Here is a 22,217-nt window from a genome sequence, read left to right as displayed (position 1 = left end):
CAATAGTTGTTGTCCTAGCTCTCCTTTATTAAAATTTATCCTCTTAAAGAATCAACCTCTAAAGTTCATCTGAGACATTTGCTAAATCATCCCAAAACCCTTTAAGGTCCGCTATCAATTAATCATTCATTCAAAGAACGTTCTGACTTCTATCGCTTCGCAGCTTATCTGTCAAATGTAACTCTCAGAGCTTTTCAACTCTAGTAGTCTCTCGTTTCAATCTGTTTCGCCACTTTCCTTCCGAAAGGGGCTGCAAATGTAACAGCTTTTTCTCTCTTCGCAAGTGGTTAAGAAAAATATTTTTAAGAATTTTTCTAACTTCTCTGCTTCATTAAACTGTCGCGCCTTCCTGCTGAAGGGGGCACAAATGTAGAAGGAGAATTTAATTTGGCAAAACAGTATTCGATTATTTTATCCACAATAGCCACTTTAAGATCTGCTGACTAAGCTTTTGGTCGCTTGTACAAGGGTACCGTACTGCAGGCCTCGCCAAACATTATACTGCTTGCATATGGCTTAAGCTTATTAACTACTTCAATGTATGTGGATTCAGGCACTGGAATTTTGCTGCAACCCTTTACAACAACTTTGGTATTTTGGTATTTAGACCACTCTACTTTCTCTAAAATTTCTTCAAAAATTTTTTCATTTAATTGCTGAAGCGTGCCTAAAACAACCTTTTTGGCATAAGAATTTACCGAAACTGCCAGTAGCATGTAGGCCCAAGTTGGAATAATAGCATCGGCTGAACAGGTAATGGCAACAAATTTATTTTCGTATTGCTGCCAATTATGTTCTTTAACAAAGTCGCGAAGGTCTTTTTCTCTCAGTATGAGCCCCTGAAAAAGTATATCTTTTAAATCAATCAACACGCGATCGCCCTGAACATAGAGCTCTTCCAGATCGAATGTGATCAATGTACTATTGGCAACTCTGTTAATGATTTCGTTTTGGGGTCCCATAATGTTAGAACACAAATTTAGCTTAGAAATGTTCAATAATCTGGATCAGGATTAACAGGATTTAAGGATGGGCAGGATTAATAGGCCCTTATTAGGATGCGTTAGGGTTAAGGAATTAACGGGGTTGGTAAGTCTGGATCAGGATTTATGGGATCTAAGGATGACAGAATTATTAGGGATAAATCAGGATGAGTTAGAATAATTGAAGTAACAATTGCTGAGTCTGGATCAGGATTTACGGGATTTAAGGATGACAAGATTATTAGTATGGATCAGAATGGGCAAGATTAAAGGATTAACAGAATTTAAGGGTCGTTGAATCCATTTAAAGGGTTGATTTAATTTAGAATAGGGGCTTTGTTGATTTCTTGACCAGAAATTCTTTTAAGTAGAAGGGTTCGAAATGTACGAGGTCTTCAAATTGATTGTGTTGGAATTTAGTGAAGGCTAGTTCGCCAAGGAAAGAAGCCAAAGGGATTTGATCTTCCTGAAAAATTGCATTGGGGTGATTGATTACTTCTTTACACTTAGCTGCTCCATTACCAAAAAATAATATCTTTTGACTCTCTAGTGTTGATTGATAGCTGTGCTCATCAATTATTTGTGCATTAGTCTCCTCAACTACAGCTCTATCACTATTCGCCAGCATGGCATAAACCTCCATTCTTCTGGCGTCTATCATCGCGCAAAGCATCGCTTTTTGAGGATTCTGAAATGATGCCTGGTAGATTAGTAATTCTAATGTATTAAGGGAAAGCAGCGGAATATTGAGGGCGAAACACAAACCCTTAGCCGTTGAAGTACCGATACGAAGCCCTGTGTATGATCCGGGGCCTGAAGTAATGGCTACTCCTTTAAGCTCGTGCATAGATCGATTAACCTTTTGAAATGATGTTTGGATCAGTAAAGCTAATCTAGTTGCGTGTGCCTGAGGTTCTTTTACTAATTCTGTATGTAGCAAAACACCATTCTCATGTAAAGCAACTGAGCAGCTGTCAACGGAAGTTTCGAGACTTAAGATAAATGACATTACTGTGGCGTAAGGGCTTTTTTATAGGCAGTAGGATCGGTTAACAAAATGCTCGCTCTTAGCACAGCCTCATCGTTTTTTAAAGCAACAGCTGCCTGCCCTTCAGCCAGATTGTAGTGAAAGGCAATTTGCTGTTCTAAAAGAAGTTTAATCTCATCTTTGTATAAAAGTAACTCGTTTGTTTTAAAGTTCTCTATTTGCTTTTGTAACTGCTTAAGTTGAGGCTCCAATTCTTTAAAATAACGTTCAGATTTTGCAGAGGCTAGCAGGTCAACTGTATTCTTTTCGAGGTCTGTTGTGTATTTAAAGTTCTTAGATTTCAGCCAGTTAACGAAGTCATTGTATTGCTGCTCGTTTAAAGTAAAGGTGTTGAGATTATCTGGTTGCTTATTCTGATTTACAAAGATTGTTGCATAATCGAAAACATGTCCTGTCATAATCAAGGCTTCAGCTACCGAACTCATCTGTTCTTCGTCTACTGCGAAATCAGGATCCAGACCACCTCCATCAAAAACTTTGCGGCCGGCCTTTGTCTTAAATTCTCTCTTTAAGGAATCTGCCACCTTTTCTGCAAGACCTTCTGCATTTCTGTTGGTGTAGTCAACTGCTTGTATACACCGGCCGCTGGGTATGTAATATTTAGCCGTAGTCACCTTTAGTTGCGCGTTGTAGGCCAAAGCTCTGGTTGTTTGTACAAGTCCTTTGCCAAAAGTCTTCCGCCCAATTAAAACTGCGCGATCATAGTCTTGCAGCGAGCCTGCCACAATTTCTGAGGCAGAAGCACTGTTTTCGTTCGTTAATACAACTAAGGGCAACTCAGTATCTATGGGATTATTGAGTGTACGGTATGTTTTGTTCCATTCCTCTACCTTTCCTTTGGTTGATACTACATCCAAACCTTTTGGAATGAAGAGGTTAACAATATTAACTGCTTCATTCAGTAAGCCACCCGGATTATCTCTCAAGTCGAGTACAAGTGAGGAAATGCCTTGCTCTTTGAAGTCTAATAGTATTGCCGCTATTTCTTTTGCTGCGCTTGGTGTAAAATCTTCGAGATGAATGTAGCCCACATTTTTATTAAGTATTGTGTAATGAGAGACATTGCCTACACTAATTTTCTCTCGTTTTATTTTAAAGATTAAATCTTCTTTAACGCCATGACGCTTTACTTTAACCTCTACCTCTGTTTTAGGTTGTCCTTTCAACAATGCACTTACATCACCTGTTGCCTTGTTTTGAACGTACTTCCCATCTACTGCGATGAGTTCATCACCTACCCTAAGTCCTGATTTATAAGCGGGGAATCCTTTGTACGGATGTGTTATGACTGTTTTATTATTAACAATACCAATTAATGCACCAATACCTGCGTATTGACCTGTAGTTGAAATTCTGAAATTATCAATTTGATCTTCTGGAATATAGTCGGTGTAGGGATCCAGTGATTCGAGCATTCCATCGATACCTGTTTTGATTAGTGTTGATGGGTTAATGGTATCAACATAGTATGTATTAACTTCTTTAAAGAGCGTAGCGAAGATGTCGAGGTTTCTGGCAATCTCGAAATATTTTTCTGATGGTGATCGAAAAGCAAACACTATGCAGATCAGCACCAATACAAGTCCCCATTTTGCTTTTTTACTCATGTTCAAAGATAAAAAATTTAAGATGAAAGATTATAGATTGGAAAACCACCAGGGTTTTGCTATTCCGGTAACAAGCTTGATGAGGTAGAGTGAAGTTTGGTTAAAATATTCCGAATCTATCTTTTAAACAGCGTTTGTGTTAGATAGGTGCTTCTGTTCAACTTTTTTTAATGCTTGACTTAATCCAGGATGGATTGTGCTACTTGGCAGCACCTCTTTTGCTATATAAAGGAAGGCAATGAGCAATGAAGGTGAGGATTTGAAGTTCGCTTTTTGCAGGCGATAAGCTTCTTTTACCCTTCTTTTTACCGTATTGCGGTCTTTTGCCTTTTTGAAATTGCGCTTACTTACTGAAACCAGTATTTGATGTCCTGTAGCAGTCGGTGCAGGGTTAGGAAGTACTAACACCTTGAATGGGTGCAAATAAAAAGAGGAACCCCTTGTGAAGAGTTCCTGTATAAGCCTTTTTGAATGAAGCCTTTCGGCTTTTCCAAGGGTACGTGCTATCATGGCGCTACAATGCCTATTCCGAAGCGGACGTTACCCGGAATATTAATTACTTATGCTTTAAAGTCTTTTCGCTAGAAACAGTCAATTTTTTACGACCGTTCTTTCTGCGGTTTGCCAATACCCTACGGCCATTGGCTGTTGCCATTCTTTCGCGGAAACCGTGCTTGTTCTTGCGCTTTGTTCTGGATGGTTGAAATGTACGTTTCATGTTGTTAAGCGGTTTACCTTACTGAATAAGGGCTGCAAATATAGGAAGAATGCTTTGTTTAGCAAGGATTAATCTGAAACAACTAACTAAACTGAGCAAAAAAGTGCTTAAAATCTTTAAAAAAGGCTAAAAGAGGTGTTAAATTTTAAGCGTCTTTTGCAAACTACACTTTCTTTCGATGAAACTTAGCTGTTAGCTAGGATCTGAGATTCATGTAGTCTACAAAAGACTTCTTATATGGGAAGATTATTAATTCTCTACTTTAAACAAGGTATCATCTAAAACCGGATTGATCTCCAAGCTGGTAACTTCAGCTTTAAAGGTTATGGGGCCCATATTCTGAATTAATGTATGTGGCATTTTTACACCATTTACTTCCTTATAATTCTGGAAACTAGATGTTTGCGTAGTTGTACCCTGAGGTCCTTCTATTGCTGTACTCACCTTCACTTTCAATCCTGTTGTCTTATCAAAATAGGCCAACGATTTAGTGCCTGTTGCTGATACGATTTCAAGCACGTACGCATCCGATCCCTCAATTTTTTCTGTACCTGCCAATGTGATTTTAGTACCATTAATCTTGTACAATAACTCAGGAATTATGGCTGCCTCACTAAACATGGCCTCTTTGGTTTTACTGTCGACAGGTACTTTCTGCCCCATTTGCAACATTGAAACCTCTTTACCATCACTAACGATCTTGTTGAAGACCATACCATTACCAGAAACTTCTGTTATGCTCTTACTGGGTGTTTTTTTAATACTGGAAATTGTTAAGTCCATACCCTGCACATTGGCTTTCATCACTGTTTTAATAGATGTAACAGCTTTCAGACTTTGTTCATTGCCAATTGCATTTAAGTAGTTTTGGATTACTTTTTCGGCTGTGAGTCCCGCAGGCAAATCACTTGCCTTTGAAGGTGTATAGGGTTCTCCGTTAAAATCAAAATATTTTACTTCACCGAATTGCTTTAGTTTATCAGCTACATCAGCACCCTTACCAACAATAACGATGTTGGCATTTTCAGGACGGATATATTTCTTAGCCACAGCCATTACATCTTCTTTAGTAACTGATTCTAGTGACTTTAGGTAGTTGTTGTAGTAATCTTTAGGTAAACCGTACTTAATTACATTCAATGCAAAGTTTGCCACAGTCTGCGGGCTTTCCAGCGATCTTCCAAAGCTTCCAGCAATGGCAGCTTTAGCTTGCTGCAGCTCTAAGTCAGTAACCGGCTCAGTAGTTATTCTCTTTAACTCGTACATAAATTGATACACTGAACTATCAGTAACCTCGTTGCGCACACTGGCTGAAGCACTGAAGTTACCTGCCAATTTATCTGTACTCAGGTTTGAACGAGCACCATACGTATAGGCATGCTTCTCGCGAAGGTTTTGCATGAGACGAGATGAAAAGCCAGCACCCAGAATTTCGTTAAGTACTCTGGCCTTGATCGCATCCGGATTAGCAGGATGGAAATCAAGTGGGTAACTGATGTTAATTACAGACTGCACTGAAGATGGTCTGTCTACCAAGGCTACAAACGTTTTAGCAGGTGCCTGAGGCTTAGTATAGGTCTCAGTTTTTACATCGCCTTTTGTCCACTTACCAAAATATTTCTCAGTGAGCGTCTTTGCTGTTTTCACATCAATATCACCAACCACTATTAAGTAGGCATTGTTTGGTCTGAAGTAGGTAGTCACATAATTCTTGCAATCATCTAGTGTGATCGACTCAACTGTTTTTTCAGTTGTAATCTCACCATAAGGATGATCTTTTCCATATACCAATACCTGACGAACATTACCGCTAATTGAATTCGGGTTATCCTTAGCCGCCTGAAGTCCTGATAGTGTTTGTGTTTTAAGTTTTTCTAACTCAGCCGGATCAAAAGCAGGATTGTATAAAATATCCGTCATCAGATCTAATAGTTTATCTGTATGCTTTGTGAGGCTGGATGCAAAAATACCCTGGGTATAGGTAGATATATTTGCTCCGATGAAATCTATTTCTTCATCCAACTGTGCCTTTGATTTTGTTTTTGTTCCCGTGCCCAATAGTGTTCCTGCCATATCCAGGTAGCCGGCTTTTGCTCCTTCTTTGATAGGGTCGTTTTTTAGCTCTAAAGAAAACTGAACTCGTGGCAGTTTATGATTTTCTACTACAAAAACCTGCAGTCCATTTTTTAATGTAAAGGTTTGGGGCTCACCCAATTTAATTTCTCTTGCTGATGAAGGCGCTGGGGCCTTAGATCTATCAACCTGTGCGTAAGTGGTACTAACAACAAGGGCCAGTACGAGTAATAATATATTCTTCATGGCTTAGTTATCTTTTTTAAGTTGCGTGCCTTCTGGTTTGCTTTGCGCTGATTTAGGCAAATAATGCAGCACTACTCTGTTTTGTTTGGTCAGGTATTTTTGTGCAACACGTTGAATATCTTCGCGCGTTACTTTTTTGTAACGCTCTAACTCTGCATTGATCAGGTTAGCATCACCAAAATATACATGGTAGTTTGCCAATTGCTCAGCAATACCCACTACTGATGAATTCTGTTGTACGAAATTACTCTCCACCTGATTCATTAACTTTTGAAATTCTCTTTCGCTAATAAGTTCTTTTTGAACCTTTTCAATTTCTGCATCCATTGATTTTTCCAAATCATCGATGTTAACCCCCATGTTGGTTAGACCAAAGGTGATGTAAAGTCCGGGTTGTTCTAAAGAAAAAGGAAAGGCTTGCACCGCTAGCGCTTTCTTCTGCTCATCAACTAAGGCTTTGTACATGCGTGAACTCTGCCCACCACTTAACAATGTATTCAGCATATCTATTGCATAAGAATCGGGAGTACCTTGTGCAGGAATGTGGTATGCCTGGATCACAGCAGGTAATTGGATATTATCAAAAATAACATCGCGCACTTCTGCCTTTTGTTCTGGCTCTACAACTGTGGGTGTAGGGATTGCCTTTCCGCCTTTAGGAATATCTTTAAAGTATTTAGCAACCAGTTTTTTTGTTTGCTCGATGTCAATATCACCTGCAATGGAAAGTGTTGCGTTTTCAGGTACGTAAAAAGTTTTGTAGAATTGCACGAACTCTTCTAAGGTAGCAGCGTTGAGGTGATCTAAAGAACCGATTGGTGCCCATTGATATGGGTGCACAGTGTAGGCACGCTTTAATACTTCAGTTAATATGCTGCCATAAGGTTGGTTATCAATTCGCTGACGCTTTTCTTCTTTAACAACTTCGCGCTGCGTTTCAACACCGACAGGTTCAATCTTTGCATGCATCAATCTTTCTGATTCTAACCATAAGCCAAGTTCAAGTTGGTTAGATGGAAGGATCTCATAATAGAAGGTGCGGTCGTTAGAGGTGTTGGCATTATTTGTACCACCAGCACCAGTAATGTACTTATCGAACTCACCGCGCTTAATATTTTCCGAACCTTCGAATAATAAGTGTTCAAAAAAGTGAGCGAAGCCAGTGCGGTTGGGGTTCTCATTTTTTGATCCTACATGATACAATACACTTACAGCCACAATGGGTGTGGTGTTGTCTTGATGCAGGATTACATGAAGGCCGTTGTCGAGTTTATACTCAGTAAACTCAATTTTTCTCGCCTGACTGAAGGCCTGAGATGCCACGGCCAGGCAAAGGAAGAGCATGATTCTTTTTTGCATAGGGATAAGTTTGTCTTTTATATGTAATCGAAAAGCACTGAAAATTACAGACTTGTATACAAATTCAGTAGAATTTTGTTTACAGCAAATTTATAATGGTCTTGTAATGAATAGTTTAGCGTAATTGATCTAATACCTTACGTACTTCTTCCGTTTGCATGCGTGGACCGTATTGTGCCACTACTTTTGATGAAGCGAGCGAGGCCAATTTGCCAGCTTCCGCATATGAATGGCCATTGGTGATGCCAAATAAAAATGCACCAGCAAACATATCCCCAGCCCCATTTGTATCGATCGCTACCACTTTGTAAGGCTCTATATTAATGAAAGTGTCTCCATCATAAATAAGTGCACCGTTCGCGCCTAGTGTGATAACAAAGCGCTTCGCGATAGCTTTCAATTTTTCGCGGGCTTCAGCAACGCTATTGGTGCCCGTGTAAATCATGGCTTCTTCATCATTACAAAAAAGCAGATCAACGCTTGCGCCTACTATTTCCTGCATTTGTGTAGGGAAATATTTAACCATGCTAGGATCTGAAAAGGTTAAAGCAACGGATACCTTATGCTTCTCTGCCAATCGTTTTGCTTCTTTCATGGCTTCAAGCCCTTTTGGACTAGCCACTAAGTAGCCTTCTAAATATATATACTCTGAGTTCTTGATGGCTTCTTCATCCAAATGATCGGGAGACAGGAATGAACTTACTCCTAAAAAGGTATTCATTGTTCTTTGCGCATCCGGAGAAGTCATTACTAAGCAGCGACCTGATTCACCTTCTGGGCAAGTATCCGCTGTTAGGTTAGTGGCTACACCATTTTGCTTAAGGTCATTTAAAAAGAATTTACCTAACTCATCCTTCGCCACCAGGCATGAGTAAAAACTTTTGCCCCCGAATTGATTAATGGCCGTAACCGTATTACCAGCAGAGCCGCCACCAGATAGTCGGCTTTTGCTCATGTTAATGGCTTTCATTAAATGTTGCTGACGTTTTTCATCAACCAAGGTCATTACACCCTTCTCCACTTCGTTCTTTTCAAAAAAATCGTGTTCTACCTCTGTAATAATGTCTACAATAGCATTCCCAATGCCGTATACGTTGTATTTTTTAGCCATATAAAATCAATTTGATCGCAAGAATAGTGAAAATCGCTCTTTAATGCTTGTGAGGTGGTTTAAAAACTACTTTTTAGGTGGTAGTGTCAGACCGATGGAGGCTGCACGATCCGGATAATCTGTGATCAGTCCATCAACGCCCATTGCTTTCAACTCAAGCATCTCATTGGTTTCATTAACTGTCCAGGGGATAACGCGAAGTTTGGCTTTGGCTTTTTCAGGATTATCAACTGATAGGCTGTGTAAATAGTCTATTCTTTCTTTGTTTAACAGTTTATAATAAGGACTATAAATAGAGGGTATAAAACCAAGCGATTTCAAATTGTTTTCTGGCGATTTTACATTTTCAACCAAGGCCGCCAGGCGAACTTTAGGATATTTAGTATGCCAATAATTCAGTACGCGAAAATCAAAACTTTGAATAACTACTCGTTGCCAGGGCAAATATTCATCGATGACTTTATAGACGAGGTCAGAAAACTCAGCGACAGCAGGATGTTCTTTGTTATCACCTTTCTCAGTGCTCTTTATTTCAATGTTATAATCTACTTCATAAGATGTTTTGTTCTTGATGTGGTTTTCCACGGCAATAATTACATCCTTTAATAAAGGTTTTTGAACAAGCTCCTTCAATTGCTCAGGAAAACGATCATTGCCCTTGCTGCCACAATCGAATTTTTGAATTTCTTCGTAGCTAAGCTTGTAGATATTAAACTGCTTTTCATTAGTAAAAGCCTGCCCAGCGCTATCCAAACAAATGGATGGAGACATGTACGGCTCATGCGAAACAATTACCTGCCCATCTTTCGTAATTACCACATCTAACTCAATTGTGGTTACACCCAATTCAAGTGCAGTAATAAAAGCAGGGATGGTATTCTCAGGTTTTAGGCCGCGTGCGCCCCTATGACCCTGAAGATCAAATTTTGGGATGTATTGCGCCTCCGTCTGAAAAAACATGAAGAACGAAGTTAAACAAAGTAATAATTTCATCCAATAAAGATAAAAACCGAACACCTGATTCCAAATACATTCTGTATTATGAAATCAAGAATTCGGTTCTTTATAGATCGATCCAGTTTGTCTTTAATTCCGGATCATCATGCGCATGCCACCGCCTGGTCTTCTGCCAGCCAAAGGATTAAGTTGCTTATTAATGGCATACGTAAATGTAAGCAGGAAGTAACGCCCCAGGTTATTGGTGTTGGTGCGTTCTACATAATTAATGTTAGCCGTTTGATTAATGCCAAAGTCGTTATCTAAAAGATTGACAGCTGACAATTTAACTTCACCTGCTTTATTTTTTAAGATGAATCTGGAAATAGAAACATTCCATAATTCTACTTGCTGCGTAAAATCAGTTGTTCTTGAATCATATACCAAAAATTCAAACGAAGAACTCAACTGATAATTTTTTAGAAAACTAAGATTTGCCTCTGTGCGGTAATTGTTATTGTAGTAAAGTTGGTTACTGGCTTCATTTAATTCATAGTCAGTAGCATTTCTACTCATTGTACCACTTAGTTCAATATCAAAAATTTCCTTATACCGGTAGCTGTAGCGTAAGGTGGACGAGAGCACACTTTGAGCAATGTTTGTTTGAACATCATTTAATAGATTAACACCGTATTGCTGATTTGCATTTGCTGACAAGCTTACACGACTACCTATTTTATTAATTGGCATACCTACTGAAGCATTGGCACTAACACTTTTATTATTATCAACATTGACAGGCTTTGAAATACGCACACCTCGCTCATTTATTTGCTGCGAATAGGTTATTGCATTTTGTGTATAGGTGGCGTTAACAAAAGCAAAGAAATTTACGAATGAAACAGGATTGAATACCACAAAATTTGTTCTCACGCTGTGTCTATACGATGGCCTTAATTCAATGTTACCTATCGTTTGGTTAAGCGGATCGCTGTTGTCTACAATAGGTTGTAGTTGTGTGATTGATGGCTCCTGAACCGATGTTTCATAATCCAAACTTAAATTCCTAGTTGACGAAAATTCATAATTAAATCGTGCCGTGGGTAAAATATTCTGATAGGGCTTTGAAATAGTTTCACCCGTGCTGATGTTGTCGCCAAAAAGTTTAGTGTATTGCATTGAGCTTCCCAAGGTAACAGAATACTTGGTGCGGTTTATTCTGAAATTAAAACCAGGCCTGTGATATTGATAATCGCTTGTGTATTGTGCGCTCAAATTTTCATTTAATACATTTCCACTCTCTTCTACATCATATACTTGCCTGTCTACATCATTTAAATTCTGATTAAAATTATAGTTAAACTCAAGGTATCGCCTGTTACCTAGTGGCTCAGTATATGAAAGTGTGGCACCAAGGGTCATATTCTCTGTTAACTGACTATTTACCTGATTTAATTCTTGTGAAAGCAAGAAGGGCTTATAAAAATTATTGTCTGACTGTACACTGCCCTCACTTTCGTTTTGGGAATATCCAAATGAAAGATTGGAGGATATTGTTCTACCCTTTTTGGCAAAACGATGTCTTAACAAGGCATTTGTATTAAAGTTGTTTATGTTTTGCGATGAATATGTATTGCTATTGCCATCGTTAATCAATTCACCATTATCAGCCCTGGTCTCACTTTGTGTTGCAGAGTTTGATTCTGCATGGTTGTTGACAAAGGTGGTTGTTAGTTTAACAGAGTTAGCTGAATCAATTTTATGATCAAGCACTGCATTTATTCTATGGTTATAATTGCTGTTATACTGGCGGCTGCTTTGATTTAAAAATGTACTACTATCTCCAAAAAAGTTTTCTCTTTCAAGACCTTGCAATACATCGTGCTCCAACTGGTTGTAGAAGTAGTTACTCTGCAGTGTTGTGTTTTTAGAAAAATCCTGGTTAAAGTTTACTCCACCACCATAGTTAGACATGATGCCGTTTAGCCGTTGACCAAAATTGATCTGAGCACCACCCTGATTTGCACCACCACCGCCTGCATTAAAAGTCATTCGGACAGCACCACCCCCACGTGCTCCCATCATTTGCTGGGAACCACCACTAAAATTCATGTAATCATCAATCGAAAAACCCTGCTCGTTAATGTTATTGCCCATCAACAAGAATGATAACTGTTGATTCTTTTTAAATCGGTTAAGGCTTAATCTGCCGGTATAGCGATCATCATTACCATAGCCACCCGTTGCGTTTCCAAAAAATCCATTTTTATATTCTTCCTTTAATTCCAGATTTATGGTTTTCTGTCTTTGTCCATCATCAATGCCACTAAAGGTTGCCTGATCAGATTTCTTATCGAAGATTTGCACCTTGTCTACAGCTTTAGCTGGCAGATTTTGAGTGGCTATTTTAGGGTCACGTCCAAAGAACTCTTTCCCGTCAACTGTTACCTGCTGTACTTGTTCGCCTTGAGCACGAATGCTTCCATCGCTCTCTACCTCAACGCCTGGTAACTTTTTAAGAAGATCTTCCACATTTGCATTTTCTTTAGTCTTAAAAGAAGGTGCATTAAATTCTATGGTGTCTTTTTTAATAGTTACAGGAGCTTTCTCTCCTTTAACTACCAATTCATTTAACTGCTGACTTTGCTGTTGCATACGCAATTCGCCCAACTCCATTAAAGTCTCTCCTTCTTTGGGCTCTACCAATTTTGTGAAGGTAGCCAAACCAACATATGAAACCTTCAATAAGTAATTATTGCGAGCCAGGTTCTTCATTTCAAAAAAACCTTCTGCATTACTAATAGAAAAATTAACGAGTGAAGAATCTGACGGATTCAGCAACATAACAGTAGCTGACGGTAAGGGTGTGCTGGCATCGTCTAAGAGTTTTCCTTTCAACGTTATTTTCTGCGCAACAGCTGAAGATGAAACCAGCAACAAAAGGTAGATGAGTCTTTTCATAATTATATTGTCCCTGATTAATTTCTGATAACCATTCCGCCATTAGCACCCATTCGTTTCATTTGTTCTTCTACCATTTTCCGGTAGGCTTCTTGCGTTATCTTCTCTCCTTTTTCCGGAGCTTTTAATTCATTCTTTTTTAACTCGCGCAAATCAACTTTAACGGCCACCATTACACGTTCTCCACCATTAATATCTAAAGCCAATACTGTTCCTGGCAAACTATTGAATCTTTCAGGTCCAAGAAAAGGGCGAATTTTGTCTGTAAACCAGGCTGTAATTTCTCTTTTTTCTGTACGTACTTCTCCATTGACATTTAACTGCACTTCATCTGTATAATAGGCCTGCCTGCATTCAAAGCCCAGGATTGTTTTTACTTCAGTGCCGAATTTCCAAGGTGATACTTTTACAGAATCTTCGATCAGGTAATCCTTACCCATAAACTCTTGCTTTTGAATAAGCATGGCCAGGTTATAATTCAGGTATGTTTCCACATTCGGTGTTCTGAATCGCATGCGCATACCGCCCCCGGCATTTGAGAACTCCTGATCTTCTTCGTCTTCGATAATGGGTTTATATAAAGATTCCTCAGCGTTAAAAATTAATTGAAATTTATTAGTTCTGTATTCCGGAATCATGGCTTTCATTTCTTGCCTGTCGGGAGGCAATCGTCTGTGTAGGTTAACTCGGTCTTCAAATTGAATAATACCTGTGGCGCTTTGCGCAAATAAAACCTGGGTAGCAGCTAAGCCAACCAGCAAGCCGATCAGTAAAAGTATTTTTCGCATAGTTTTTTGGTTTTTCATGTTTATGTTGGTGGAACAAAGAACGCATACAGATGCCTGGAAGTAGGTTAATAGTTCTATAAGCAAGGTTAATTAAGGTTAATCTTGTAAACATTCTAAACTTATAACAGTAGTTTTGAGTAGTGAAATCCAACACACTGTGAAGAATTCAATTACCATTTCCCTTATCGTTTTTAGCATATTATTATTGCTTGCGCTACAAATACTATGGTTAACTAATAGTTATGAAAAAGCATACTTTGATTTACGGAGGGATATTAATGGTGTTTTCAGAAGTACTGTCTATCAATTGAGAGATACTGTATTTGTCAGTACAATTCAACCCAGAATAGACAGCGTACAATACAGTAAGAGCAGAATTGAAGCTAAGATGAGAAAATTACAGCCAGACAGTTTAGTAGTCAGAAGAGCTGCCTCTACTGTTCAGGTTTATATATCATCATCTGATGCAAGTGATTCTTTAATCAAGGATTTACAACCACTCACTAAAAGCTTACAAAACAGAAATCAGCAAGGTGCAAGCAGGGCTTTCACCATTCGTATCGCACCCGACTCACTAAATATTGATAGCTTAAGAACATATTTTAAAGAGAATTTATATTCCCTTTCTCCTAATCTTGAACCAATTGTTAAAGCACTAACTACCTCAGACTTCCCCTTTAATTTTCAGTCAACTAATAGTCAATCACCTTTTCGCTGGCAACAGGAAAATACAGAGGTGCGCCACAGAATATTTTTAAGAGATTCACTCAATACAGAATCAGTAAGACTTAATCCACATTTACGTTATTCAGCATCATTAACAGGTGCCCGATCGCTTATTGTTAAAGAAATAACACCACAAATTTTATTCTCTGCTGTATTAACCCTTACTATTATTACTGCATTTGTATTCATGTACAAAAACATACGCTCCCAACAAAAACTAATGGCGCAAAAAAGCGATTTCATTGCTAACATAACACATGAACTTAAAACACCTGTTGCTACAGTAAGCGTGGCTATAGAGGCATTACAGAATTTTGATGTAGGTACTAATCCGGAGAAAAGTAAAGAATACCTCAGTATTGCACAGCATGAACTTAGCAGGTTAAGTGCCATTACCGATAATATTCTTAAAACAACACTGCTGGATGAAGGAGCTGTCGATATTCAAAAACAGGTTGTAGATCTTGCAATCATTGTAGATAAAACCATTTCATCATTAAGCTTATTGATTGAAAAAAGTAATACCTCAGTTACGTTTGAAAAAACCAACGATGATTTTCATCTCCATGGAAATATGCTACACCTCAGTAATGTGGTTAGCAATCTCATTGAAAATGCAATCAAATACAGCAATGAGCACCCTGATATTACAATTAAACTAAAAAAAGAAAGAAACACAATTCTGTTAAGCGTTAAAGACGAGGGGCCTGGAATTGCCAAAGAATATCATCAAAAAGTTTTTGAGAAATTCTTTCGTATTCCAACTGGTAACATACACAATATTAAAGGATATGGGTTGGGGCTAAGTTATGTAAGTAGTGTTGTGAAGGCTCACCAGGCGCAGATACAACTTATCAGCGAAGTAAATAAAGGATGCGAATTCCTAATTAAATTTAGTGCCGGATCCAACCGTATTAAATCATGACAAAAATCTTATACGTTGAAGATGAGCCATTTCTTGGGCAGATTGTAAAAGAAAGCCTGGAAAGCAGGACGTATGAAGTACATATGGTGGAAGATGGAAAAGATGCCGTGCAAGTATTTTCACAAGTAAAGCCGGATATATGTGTGCTTGATGTGATGCTGCCAACCAAGGATGGCTACACAATAGGGAAGGAAATCAGAATGCTCAACCCTGTTATTCCTATCATATTCGTTACCGCTAAAATTCAGACCGAAGACCTGCTTAAAGGATTTGAAAGTGGTGGGAATGATTACCTGCGAAAGCCTTTCAGCATGGAGGAGTTAATTGTTAGGATCAACAACCTGCTGGCCATCACCCAAAGTCGAGACAACATTACTGGAAAAGAAATTCTCAAAATTGGTTCCTTTGATTTTAACACACAACGCTTTGAATTAAAAAGAGGAGACCAAGTGAGGAAATTATCCCATCGTGAGTCTGAGCTGTTGAGTATACTCTATCAAAACAAAAACCGGACAACTCAAAGAAAAGATATACTCATGAAGCTCTGGGGAGATGACTCTTTCTTTAACTCAAGAAACCTCGATGTATATATTACAAAATTGAGAGATTATCTAAAGGAAGATTCATCCATAGAAATTATTACTATTAAGGGTGTTGGCTATAATTTTGTTGCTTAATTCCATAATAAGTTAATTTTAAACACCAATTTCTAACTGCTTTTTGCTAGACTTGCAGGAAGATGTCTAACCTTAATAAATTACTTGAAGCGTCTTTATCCATACGACAAAAGGATGATTCATTCCGTTCATTAAAAGTCATTGATTCTTCTTTAATTGATTTTTCATCGAACGACTACTTAGGTCTTGCACGATCAACAGCTCTGCGAGAAAGAATTCAAGAAAGACAGAAAACCATTAAACAACTTAAGAATGGTTCAACTGGCTCACGGCTTTTAACTGGCAATTATTCGCTTATTGAAGAAGTCGAGGAGCAATTGGCTAAAATATTCAACGCTGAGTCTGCTTTACTTTTCAATTCCGGATATACTGCTAATCTTGCTGTTATATCTGCTATCCCTAAGCGAGGAGACACAATCCTATATGATGAAAAATCCCATGCATCCATTAAAGATGCCATGCGCTTAAGTTTAGCAAAACACCATTCATTTAAGCATAATGATGTTGAGGATCTGGAGAAAAAAATACAACAAGCCGAAGGATCAATATTTGTTGTGGTTGAATCGGTGTACTCCATGGATGGAGACCTTTGTCCCTTGGATATTTTCTCTTCAATCTGTTTAAAACATACTGCTCATTTGGTGGTCGATGAAGCCCACAGCACAGGTGTATATGGAACACTGGGCAGTGGATTAAGTTGTCAGCTTGGTTTGGACGCCTCAATAGCAATTCGAATATATACCTTCGGAAAAGGTATGGGAGTGCATGGGGCTTGTGTGGTGGGCAGTAAACAGTTAAAAGATTATCTAATCAATTTTGCGCGACCTTTCATTTATACAACCGCTCCGGATGTTCACAGTGTAGTTTCTATTATTGAAAGTTTTGAATATCTAAAGAGTCATATTCACCTTCAGGTAACATTACAGGATAATGTAAAAATCTTTAAAGAAACATTGAGTAACAATCCATTTCTAACACCAGGAGAAAGCGCTATCCAGTCATTTCTAATTCCGGGAAATATTGCTGTAAAAAAAGCTGCACAAACGCTTCAGCAAAAAGGATTTGATGTGCGCCCCATACTCTCTCCCACCGTTGCCCCGGGCAGTGAACGACTAAGAATTATCATGCATGCCTATAACACAAAATCCGAAATACTTGAGCTCGCCAATGCACTTCTTGCATTATCTTAGCGCCCATGAATTTCTTTGTTACAGGTATTGATACAGATAGCGGTAAAACCTTGGCCTCTGCCATTCTATGTGAGTTTTTACAGGCTGATTACTGGAAGCCTATCCAGGCTGGATTACCCAGGGATACTGACACAGTTCAATCACTTATCTCAAATAACAAAACTTTTTTTCATAACGAACATTATCTTCTTAAAATGCCTGCATCACCACACGCATCGGCTAAAGCAGAGGGTAAAACACTTGACTTATTAAGCATCAAAATCCCTAAAACCACAAATCACCTCATTGTTGAAGGCGCTGGTGGTTGCCTTGTGCCTATAAATGATCAGCATTTTGTTATTGATTTAGCCGTTAAATTTAATTGCCCGGTCATCCTTGTGGCTGACTTGTACTTGGGTAGCATTAACCACACATTATTGACCGCAAATCTTCTTCAACAAAAAAAAATTACAGTTAAGGGTATAATTTTCAATGGGCAGCCCAATCCTGAAAGCGAACGAATAATTCTTCTTCACACAAAATTTAAAAAATTGCTTCACATCCTTCCTGAAAAAGCAATCAATCAAGAGATTGTAAAAAAGTATGCAGAGGATCTGAAGAGCAACTGGCACGATTAATATGATTGATAAGGACAAAGCATTTGTTTGGCACCCGTTTACACCGCAACATGAAAATATCCCTGACAATATTTTTATAGATAGAGCTGAGGGTATTTACTTACACACAGCAGATGGACGCAGAATCATAGATGCCATTTCCTCTTGGTGGGTTAATATTCATGGCCATGCCAATCCACGCATAGCCAAAACCTTAGGCGAACAGGCAAATAAACTTGAACATGTCATCTTTGCAGGCTTTACCCATCAACCAGCCATTGAGCTTGCCGAAAGACTATTAAGTATCCTTCCGACTAGCATTAAAAAGGTTTTTTATTCAGATAATGGGAGCACCGCTAATGAAGTAGCCATAAAAATGGCTATACAATACTGGCATAACCTGGGTATTAAAAAGAAAAAAATTATTGCGCTTGAAGGCGCTTACCATGGCGATACATTTGGCGCTATGGCGGTAGGTGATAGAAGTATTTTTACCAATCCATTTTCAGATTATTTATTTGAGGTAGCGTTTATTGATCTTCCCACAAAAAAAAGTCGAGCATACGTAATCAATCAATTTGAATCCTTATTACAAACAGATGAAGTAGGGATTTTCATTTTTGAACCATTAGTGCAAGGAGCAGCCGGCATGCGCATGTACGACCCTAAAACACTTGACATGCTGCTTACAATAGCTAAACAACATAATGTAATCTGCATTGCAGACGAAGTGTTTACAGGATTTTATCGAACTGGGAAATTCTTAGCCTCTGACTACCTGAGCCAACAACCAGATATCATTGCCTTGTCGAAAGGGATTACAGGTGGAACTATGCCTTTAGGGGTTACAGTCTGCACTCAAAAGATTTATGACGCTTACCATTCTCCAGAGATGACCAAGGCTTTTCTACACGGTCATTCCTATACAGCCAATCCATTGGCATGCGCAGTAGCTAATACCAGTTTTGAAATGCTTATGGAGGATAATTGTCAACAGCAAATACAATTAATAAACTCCTGTCATCAGGAATTTATCAGAACGCTGGAAAATCATTCAGCTGTCCTTGACATTCGTTCCCTGGGAACAATACTGGCCATTGAAATTCGAAGCAATGAAAAGACCGAATACACAAATACTTTACGAAAAAAAATCTATGAGTATTTTTTAAATAAAGACATTCTTCTTCGTCCGCTAGGCAATATTATCTACCTTGTTCCTCCCTATGTAATCAAAAAAGAAGAGCTAAGAAAAATATACCAAGCTATCAGTGAATTTCTCAATCTAGTTTAGATTCGAAATCTTCAGCAAACCCTTATAACTGGTCACTGCGTTCACCCCTGTCTTATTCCAGAATAACTTTAGATTCTGACATTCTAAAGGCTGAGTTGTCATCAATTTACCATCTCCTTTATAGACGTATCCAAGATCTTGATCAATGTCCAATATCGAGTAGAAAATATTCCCTGATCCAAAATCATAATACTTAACCTCAGTGCTGTTCATTCCGCTAAAATCATTGTTCAGCACTTCCTCACCCGACTTAGTGAGAAGCGTCAGGCTCTTATTATTTTGACGAACAGTTAGGTAAGACTTTTCTAATTCTTCTGTCACCATGCTAAAGCGGGTGTCAAAAACCGGTTTAATTAATGTCTCGCGGCTTAATTCAGTTCCCGTTAAATCTACTTTTACCTTCTGCCCATCCATAGTTACAAAAACAAAAATCGCCTTCTCTTTCCCACTACCAACCTCCAAATAAAAATCACCCTTCAGTCTCCCTTTCAAGTCCACAGGAAATCCCTTCAATAATTCACCCCTTCTATTATACAACATAAATTTACCAGCACTCTGCACAACGGCTATATAATCGCGAGCCGCTATACGATAATGTTTGGGAGCTGTCAACAACTCCCCATTTGTTGTCATGCCCTTCCAACCCTCTAAGAGTTTACTTTCTTTGCTTACCATATTTATAACACCGGCTTTATCTGCTGTCAAAAATCTATAATTCTTGCTGTGGTCATAATCGATGCTACGTATAAACATAGTAGCCGGTAACCCACCAATAGGGTAAGGATTTACATAGTTACCAAGCCTGTCAACCACGTGAATACTTGCGTCTGTACTAAACAGCATCTGCAATTTTCCATTAGCGTAATAATCAATTTGTTCAAGGTCACCTTTAATCAAACCCTCTAATTTTTTACTCCACAATATTTCACCCTTTGCTGAGAGCAGATAAATAGTGTTTGCAGAATCCTGGATTAGTATTTCCTGACTCCTGTCATTATGATTCTTGACAAAGAAGAATTTGTAAATAGGGGCTGCATTAATGTTAACTAAAAACTCCTTTGCTTTTTCCTGATGATTCTCCTTTTTCAAATCATCAAAGCTCAGATAAATATTTGTGTAAAAGTTGTCATTCAAATGGCTAAACTGAAAAGCACTAAGCCCCAGTGCATTTATCTGAAAATCTTGTTTCACAAAAAATGCTTTCCACTCATCATCTATCTTTGATGACAGTAGTTTTGAGTAAGGGACCGGATCGACATAAAAGCTGATATTACTTTCTAAAAAGGTTGATTCTAAAAACCGATTCTTCTCCAATGACTTAGCCCATACATTCTCCTCTTCTATGTCATCAAGTATTTCTTTGAGTATTCTTATATCTCCAGAGAGCAGTATCACATTTCCAGACTGCACATAATAAAGCTCATCATATTCTAAATTTACAATTGGAAAAAGTAGTTCGATTAAGCCAGACTTATCAAGTCTTTTAATTAAATGACTGGAGTAGTGCTCAACAAAAACTGTGTCTTCACTGAGTGTTAATGCTGTCTTATCCAATAATTTCATCCATGAATCATCACTCTTTACATCAACCATCATTATACTGGATGAATTCGTACCTGATAACTCAAGAGACTGCAACCCTACCTCCTTACCAAGTCCTTGATAAAACTGCTTTACCTCATTATCAGTTAAACTTAATTTACTTAGAAGCAAATCCTTTTTATCCTTATCTAAAAGCATCTGCAAATGCTGACCTAACAAAACAGGATCACTAAATCCAAAATTCACAACCAGATGAGCTTCGCTACTAACAAAATGTTTTAAACCAAAAGCAACTGGCGATTGCCCCTTAAATACACTTAGTAATGAAGCCGTCTGTGTGGAATCATTGTCGCTGAATCCATTTAAAATAATAGACTTCCCTCTTCTTTTTATATCTAATAAAGCAGATCCCTTTATGCCAATTTTTGCTTTACTCTCTTCATTGCTAAACAAGTAAAGCCAATCGTTCAAAGCTTCCAGATGAAGCAGGATATCACCTCCATCATTTTTCACTACGGGCAATGCTGCCACTTGCTTTACTTTATCTACAAAATTCTTTTCTGATTTAAGTTGATAAGCTCTTACTACATCCTCAATTAGAACAGGTGATAAACTAAGTGCCATATAGTTGTCCAACTCAACCCACGTAACCACATCTGTATCTGAAACCAGCTCTTTAATCAAAACACCATTATACTGGCGTTCCCGCGATTTACCATGCTTGCCAATACTCTCAAGCAAATCATTTTTCACAAAACCTGCTGAACTATAGAAAATAATATCAAATCTATGCTTAGCTGTTTTGTGTAGAGAAGCAGCATCAGCATTACCCACCAGTTTTAGAAATGACGATAGGAAAATAGAATCAATTTTACGATCCTTCAGGTAAGCTTCACGTAGCAACCCCGTCCAAGCAGATTGTCTTAACGAGTCAAAGCATTCATTGCACTCTCCTTTTTGATAAACTGCAATCGCATTCGCAGGAACAAAATCCCACAGCATTGTTTTTTCGTTCCTAAAAAAAGAATCAAAAACAAAGTACCCAGCTATTGCGAGCCCTAGAAATCCAATCGTAAAAAGTAATGCTTTAATATTCACCGTCAATATTCATCCACGAATATAGGTACTCTCCAAATAATTAAGCTAAAGATGTTCAGTTGATTGCATCCTGCCAGGCTTACATCCCTTAGAATAAGTGTTGATGTGCGTGTATCGGCAGGTACTGTGCTATCCGTTGCAAGTACGCCCACCGCACAAGGCCTTTCGCACTTCGGGCTTTCCACTAGTTTATCCCGATACAGTTGCGTGTTTAGTTGATCGATCTCGTTTCTTAAATAACCGGTGAAGCTCCTATATTCTGTATTCTTTGTAGATGAGCCTAAAAACAAAAAACCCTGACAAGTTTCCTTATCAGGGTTTCTAGCTTGTACACCGAAGCTT

18 protein-coding genes are annotated in these 22,217 nt (G+C 38.4%); 5 read left to right on the top strand and 13 right to left on the bottom strand.

Annotation, left to right across the window (positions count from 1 at the left end):
* Positions 1–443: 443 nt before the first annotated feature.
* From ACO1XM_RS18275 to ACO1XM_RS18225, 11 genes are all read right to left on the bottom strand, one after another.
* Positions 444–962, bottom strand: coding sequence for a DUF2480 family protein (locus tag ACO1XM_RS18275; RefSeq protein ID WP_486231675.1), 519 nt, complete (start codon positions 960–962; stop codon positions 444–446).
* Positions 963–1,305: 343 nt separating this feature from the next.
* Complete coding sequence (gene tsaB, locus ACO1XM_RS18270) at positions 1,306–1,992, bottom strand: tRNA (adenosine(37)-N6)-threonylcarbamoyltransferase complex dimerization subunit type 1 TsaB (RefSeq protein WP_486231673.1); 687 nt, start codon at positions 1,990–1,992, stop codon at positions 1,306–1,308.
* Positions 1,992–3,638, bottom strand: a complete 1,647-nt coding sequence (locus tag ACO1XM_RS18265; protein ID WP_486231671.1) for a S41 family peptidase — start codon at positions 3,636–3,638, stop codon at positions 1,992–1,994. The genes tsaB and ACO1XM_RS18265 overlap by 1 nt, the downstream gene beginning before the upstream one ends.
* A 123-nt stretch (positions 3,639–3,761) precedes the next feature.
* The gene (rnpA, locus tag ACO1XM_RS18260) at positions 3,762–4,148 is read right to left on the bottom strand and encodes a ribonuclease P protein component (RefSeq protein ID WP_486231669.1); all 387 of its coding nucleotides are present in this window, start codon (positions 4,146–4,148) and stop codon (positions 3,762–3,764) included.
* Between the two features lie 46 nt (positions 4,149–4,194).
* Positions 4,195–4,356, bottom strand: a complete 162-nt coding sequence (gene rpmH, locus ACO1XM_RS18255; protein ID WP_127124331.1) for a 50S ribosomal protein L34 — start codon at positions 4,354–4,356, stop codon at positions 4,195–4,197.
* 249 nt (positions 4,357–4,605) lie between these two features.
* Entirely contained in the window at positions 4,606–6,675 is a 2,070-nt protein-coding gene (locus ACO1XM_RS18250) for a M16 family metallopeptidase (RefSeq protein ID WP_486231666.1), read from the bottom strand.
* Between the two features lie 3 nt (positions 6,676–6,678).
* A complete protein-coding gene (locus ACO1XM_RS18245; RefSeq protein ID WP_486231664.1) occupies positions 6,679–8,034 on the bottom strand; it encodes a M16 family metallopeptidase in 1,356 nt (451 codons plus the stop codon).
* Between the two features lie 115 nt (positions 8,035–8,149).
* Positions 8,150–9,145: an adenosine kinase gene (locus ACO1XM_RS18240; protein ID WP_486231662.1), complete on the bottom strand. Its 996-nt coding sequence runs from the start codon at positions 9,143–9,145 to the stop codon at positions 8,150–8,152.
* Positions 9,146–9,211: 66 nt separating this feature from the next.
* Positions 9,212–10,105, bottom strand: coding sequence for a glycerophosphodiester phosphodiesterase (locus ACO1XM_RS18235; RefSeq protein WP_486231660.1), 894 nt, complete (start codon positions 10,103–10,105; stop codon positions 9,212–9,214).
* Positions 10,106–10,231: 126 nt separating this feature from the next.
* A complete protein-coding gene (locus ACO1XM_RS18230; protein ID WP_486231658.1) occupies positions 10,232–13,042 on the bottom strand; it encodes an outer membrane beta-barrel protein in 2,811 nt (936 codons plus the stop codon).
* Between the two features lie 17 nt (positions 13,043–13,059).
* Positions 13,060–13,830, bottom strand: coding sequence for a GLPGLI family protein (locus ACO1XM_RS18225; protein ID WP_486231656.1), 771 nt, complete (start codon positions 13,828–13,830; stop codon positions 13,060–13,062).
* Positions 13,831–13,987: 157 nt separating this feature from the next.
* Here ACO1XM_RS18225 and ACO1XM_RS18220 point away from each other — a divergent pair, with 157 nt between their 5' ends.
* From ACO1XM_RS18220 to bioA, 5 genes are all read left to right on the top strand, one after another.
* Positions 13,988–15,481 carry a sensor histidine kinase gene (locus tag ACO1XM_RS18220; protein WP_486231654.1) on the top strand — a complete coding sequence of 498 codons (1,494 nt, stop codon included), beginning with the start codon at positions 13,988–13,990 and terminating at the stop codon, positions 15,479–15,481.
* Positions 15,478–16,158 carry a response regulator transcription factor gene (locus ACO1XM_RS18215; protein WP_486231652.1) on the top strand — a complete coding sequence of 227 codons (681 nt, stop codon included), beginning with the start codon at positions 15,478–15,480 and terminating at the stop codon, positions 16,156–16,158. The genes ACO1XM_RS18220 and ACO1XM_RS18215 overlap by 4 nt, the downstream gene beginning before the upstream one ends.
* 62 nt (positions 16,159–16,220) lie before the next feature.
* Complete coding sequence (locus ACO1XM_RS18210; protein WP_486231650.1) at positions 16,221–17,348, top strand: aminotransferase class I/II-fold pyridoxal phosphate-dependent enzyme; 1,128 nt, start codon at positions 16,221–16,223, stop codon at positions 17,346–17,348.
* A 5-nt stretch (positions 17,349–17,353) separates the two neighbouring features.
* A complete protein-coding gene (gene bioD / locus ACO1XM_RS18205; RefSeq protein WP_486231648.1) occupies positions 17,354–17,965 on the top strand; it encodes a dethiobiotin synthase in 612 nt (203 codons plus the stop codon).
* 1 nt (position 17,966) lies between these two features.
* Positions 17,967–19,235 carry an adenosylmethionine--8-amino-7-oxononanoate transaminase gene (gene bioA / locus ACO1XM_RS18200; protein WP_486231646.1) on the top strand — a complete coding sequence of 423 codons (1,269 nt, stop codon included), beginning with the start codon at positions 17,967–17,969 and terminating at the stop codon, positions 19,233–19,235.
* Here the strand turns inward: bioA and ACO1XM_RS18195 are convergent.
* Positions 19,227–21,779, bottom strand: a complete 2,553-nt coding sequence (locus ACO1XM_RS18195) for a hypothetical protein (protein ID WP_486231644.1) — start codon at positions 21,777–21,779, stop codon at positions 19,227–19,229. The genes bioA and ACO1XM_RS18195 overlap by 9 nt on opposite strands.
* A gap of 98 nt (positions 21,780–21,877) precedes the next feature.
* Positions 21,878–22,217 (bottom strand): hypothetical protein (locus ACO1XM_RS18190; protein ID WP_486231642.1); only part of this gene is annotated, 340 nt, incomplete at its 5' end.

The sequence above is a fragment of the Chryseotalea sp. genome, assembly GCF_057350905.1.
This window is presented reverse-complemented; position numbering and strand designations above follow the sequence as displayed.

Bases quoted from the DNA above. Each gene is read 5' to 3' on its own strand.
- ACO1XM_RS18275 (WP_486231675.1), bottom strand. From the start codon at position 962: ATGGGACCCCAAAACGAAATCATTAACAGAGTTGCCAATAGTACATTG.
- tsaB (WP_486231673.1), bottom strand. From the start codon at position 1,992: ATGTCATTTATCTTAAGTCTCGAAACTTCCGTTGACAGCTGCTCAGTT.
- ACO1XM_RS18265 (WP_486231671.1), bottom strand. From the start codon at position 3,638: ATGAGTAAAAAAGCAAAATGGGGACTTGTATTGGTGCTGATCTGCATA.
- rnpA (WP_486231669.1), bottom strand. From the start codon at position 4,148: ATGATAGCACGTACCCTTGGAAAAGCCGAAAGGCTTCATTCAAAAAGG.
- rpmH (WP_127124331.1), bottom strand. From the start codon at position 4,356: ATGAAACGTACATTTCAACCATCCAGAACAAAGCGCAAGAACAAGCAC.
- ACO1XM_RS18250 (WP_486231666.1), bottom strand. From the start codon at position 6,675: ATGAAGAATATATTATTACTCGTACTGGCCCTTGTTGTTAGTACCACT.
- ACO1XM_RS18245 (WP_486231664.1), bottom strand. From the start codon at position 8,034: ATGCAAAAAAGAATCATGCTCTTCCTTTGCCTGGCCGTGGCATCTCAG.
- ACO1XM_RS18240 (WP_486231662.1), bottom strand. From the start codon at position 9,145: ATGGCTAAAAAATACAACGTATACGGCATTGGGAATGCTATTGTAGAC.
- ACO1XM_RS18235 (WP_486231660.1), bottom strand. From the start codon at position 10,105: ATGTTTTTTCAGACGGAGGCGCAATACATCCCAAAATTTGATCTTCAG.
- ACO1XM_RS18230 (WP_486231658.1), bottom strand. From the start codon at position 13,042: ATGAAAAGACTCATCTACCTTTTGTTGCTGGTTTCATCTTCAGCTGTT.
- ACO1XM_RS18225 (WP_486231656.1), bottom strand. From the start codon at position 13,830: ATGCGAAAAATACTTTTACTGATCGGCTTGCTGGTTGGCTTAGCTGCT.
- ACO1XM_RS18215 (WP_486231652.1), top strand. From the start codon at position 15,478: ATGACAAAAATCTTATACGTTGAAGATGAGCCATTTCTTGGGCAGATT.
- ACO1XM_RS18210 (WP_486231650.1), top strand. From the start codon at position 16,221: ATGTCTAACCTTAATAAATTACTTGAAGCGTCTTTATCCATACGACAA.
- bioD (WP_486231648.1), top strand. From the start codon at position 17,354: ATGAATTTCTTTGTTACAGGTATTGATACAGATAGCGGTAAAACCTTG.
- bioA (WP_486231646.1), top strand. From the start codon at position 17,967: ATGATTGATAAGGACAAAGCATTTGTTTGGCACCCGTTTACACCGCAA.
- ACO1XM_RS18195 (WP_486231644.1), bottom strand. From the start codon at position 21,779: ATGCTGTGGGATTTTGTTCCTGCGAATGCGATTGCAGTTTATCAAAAA.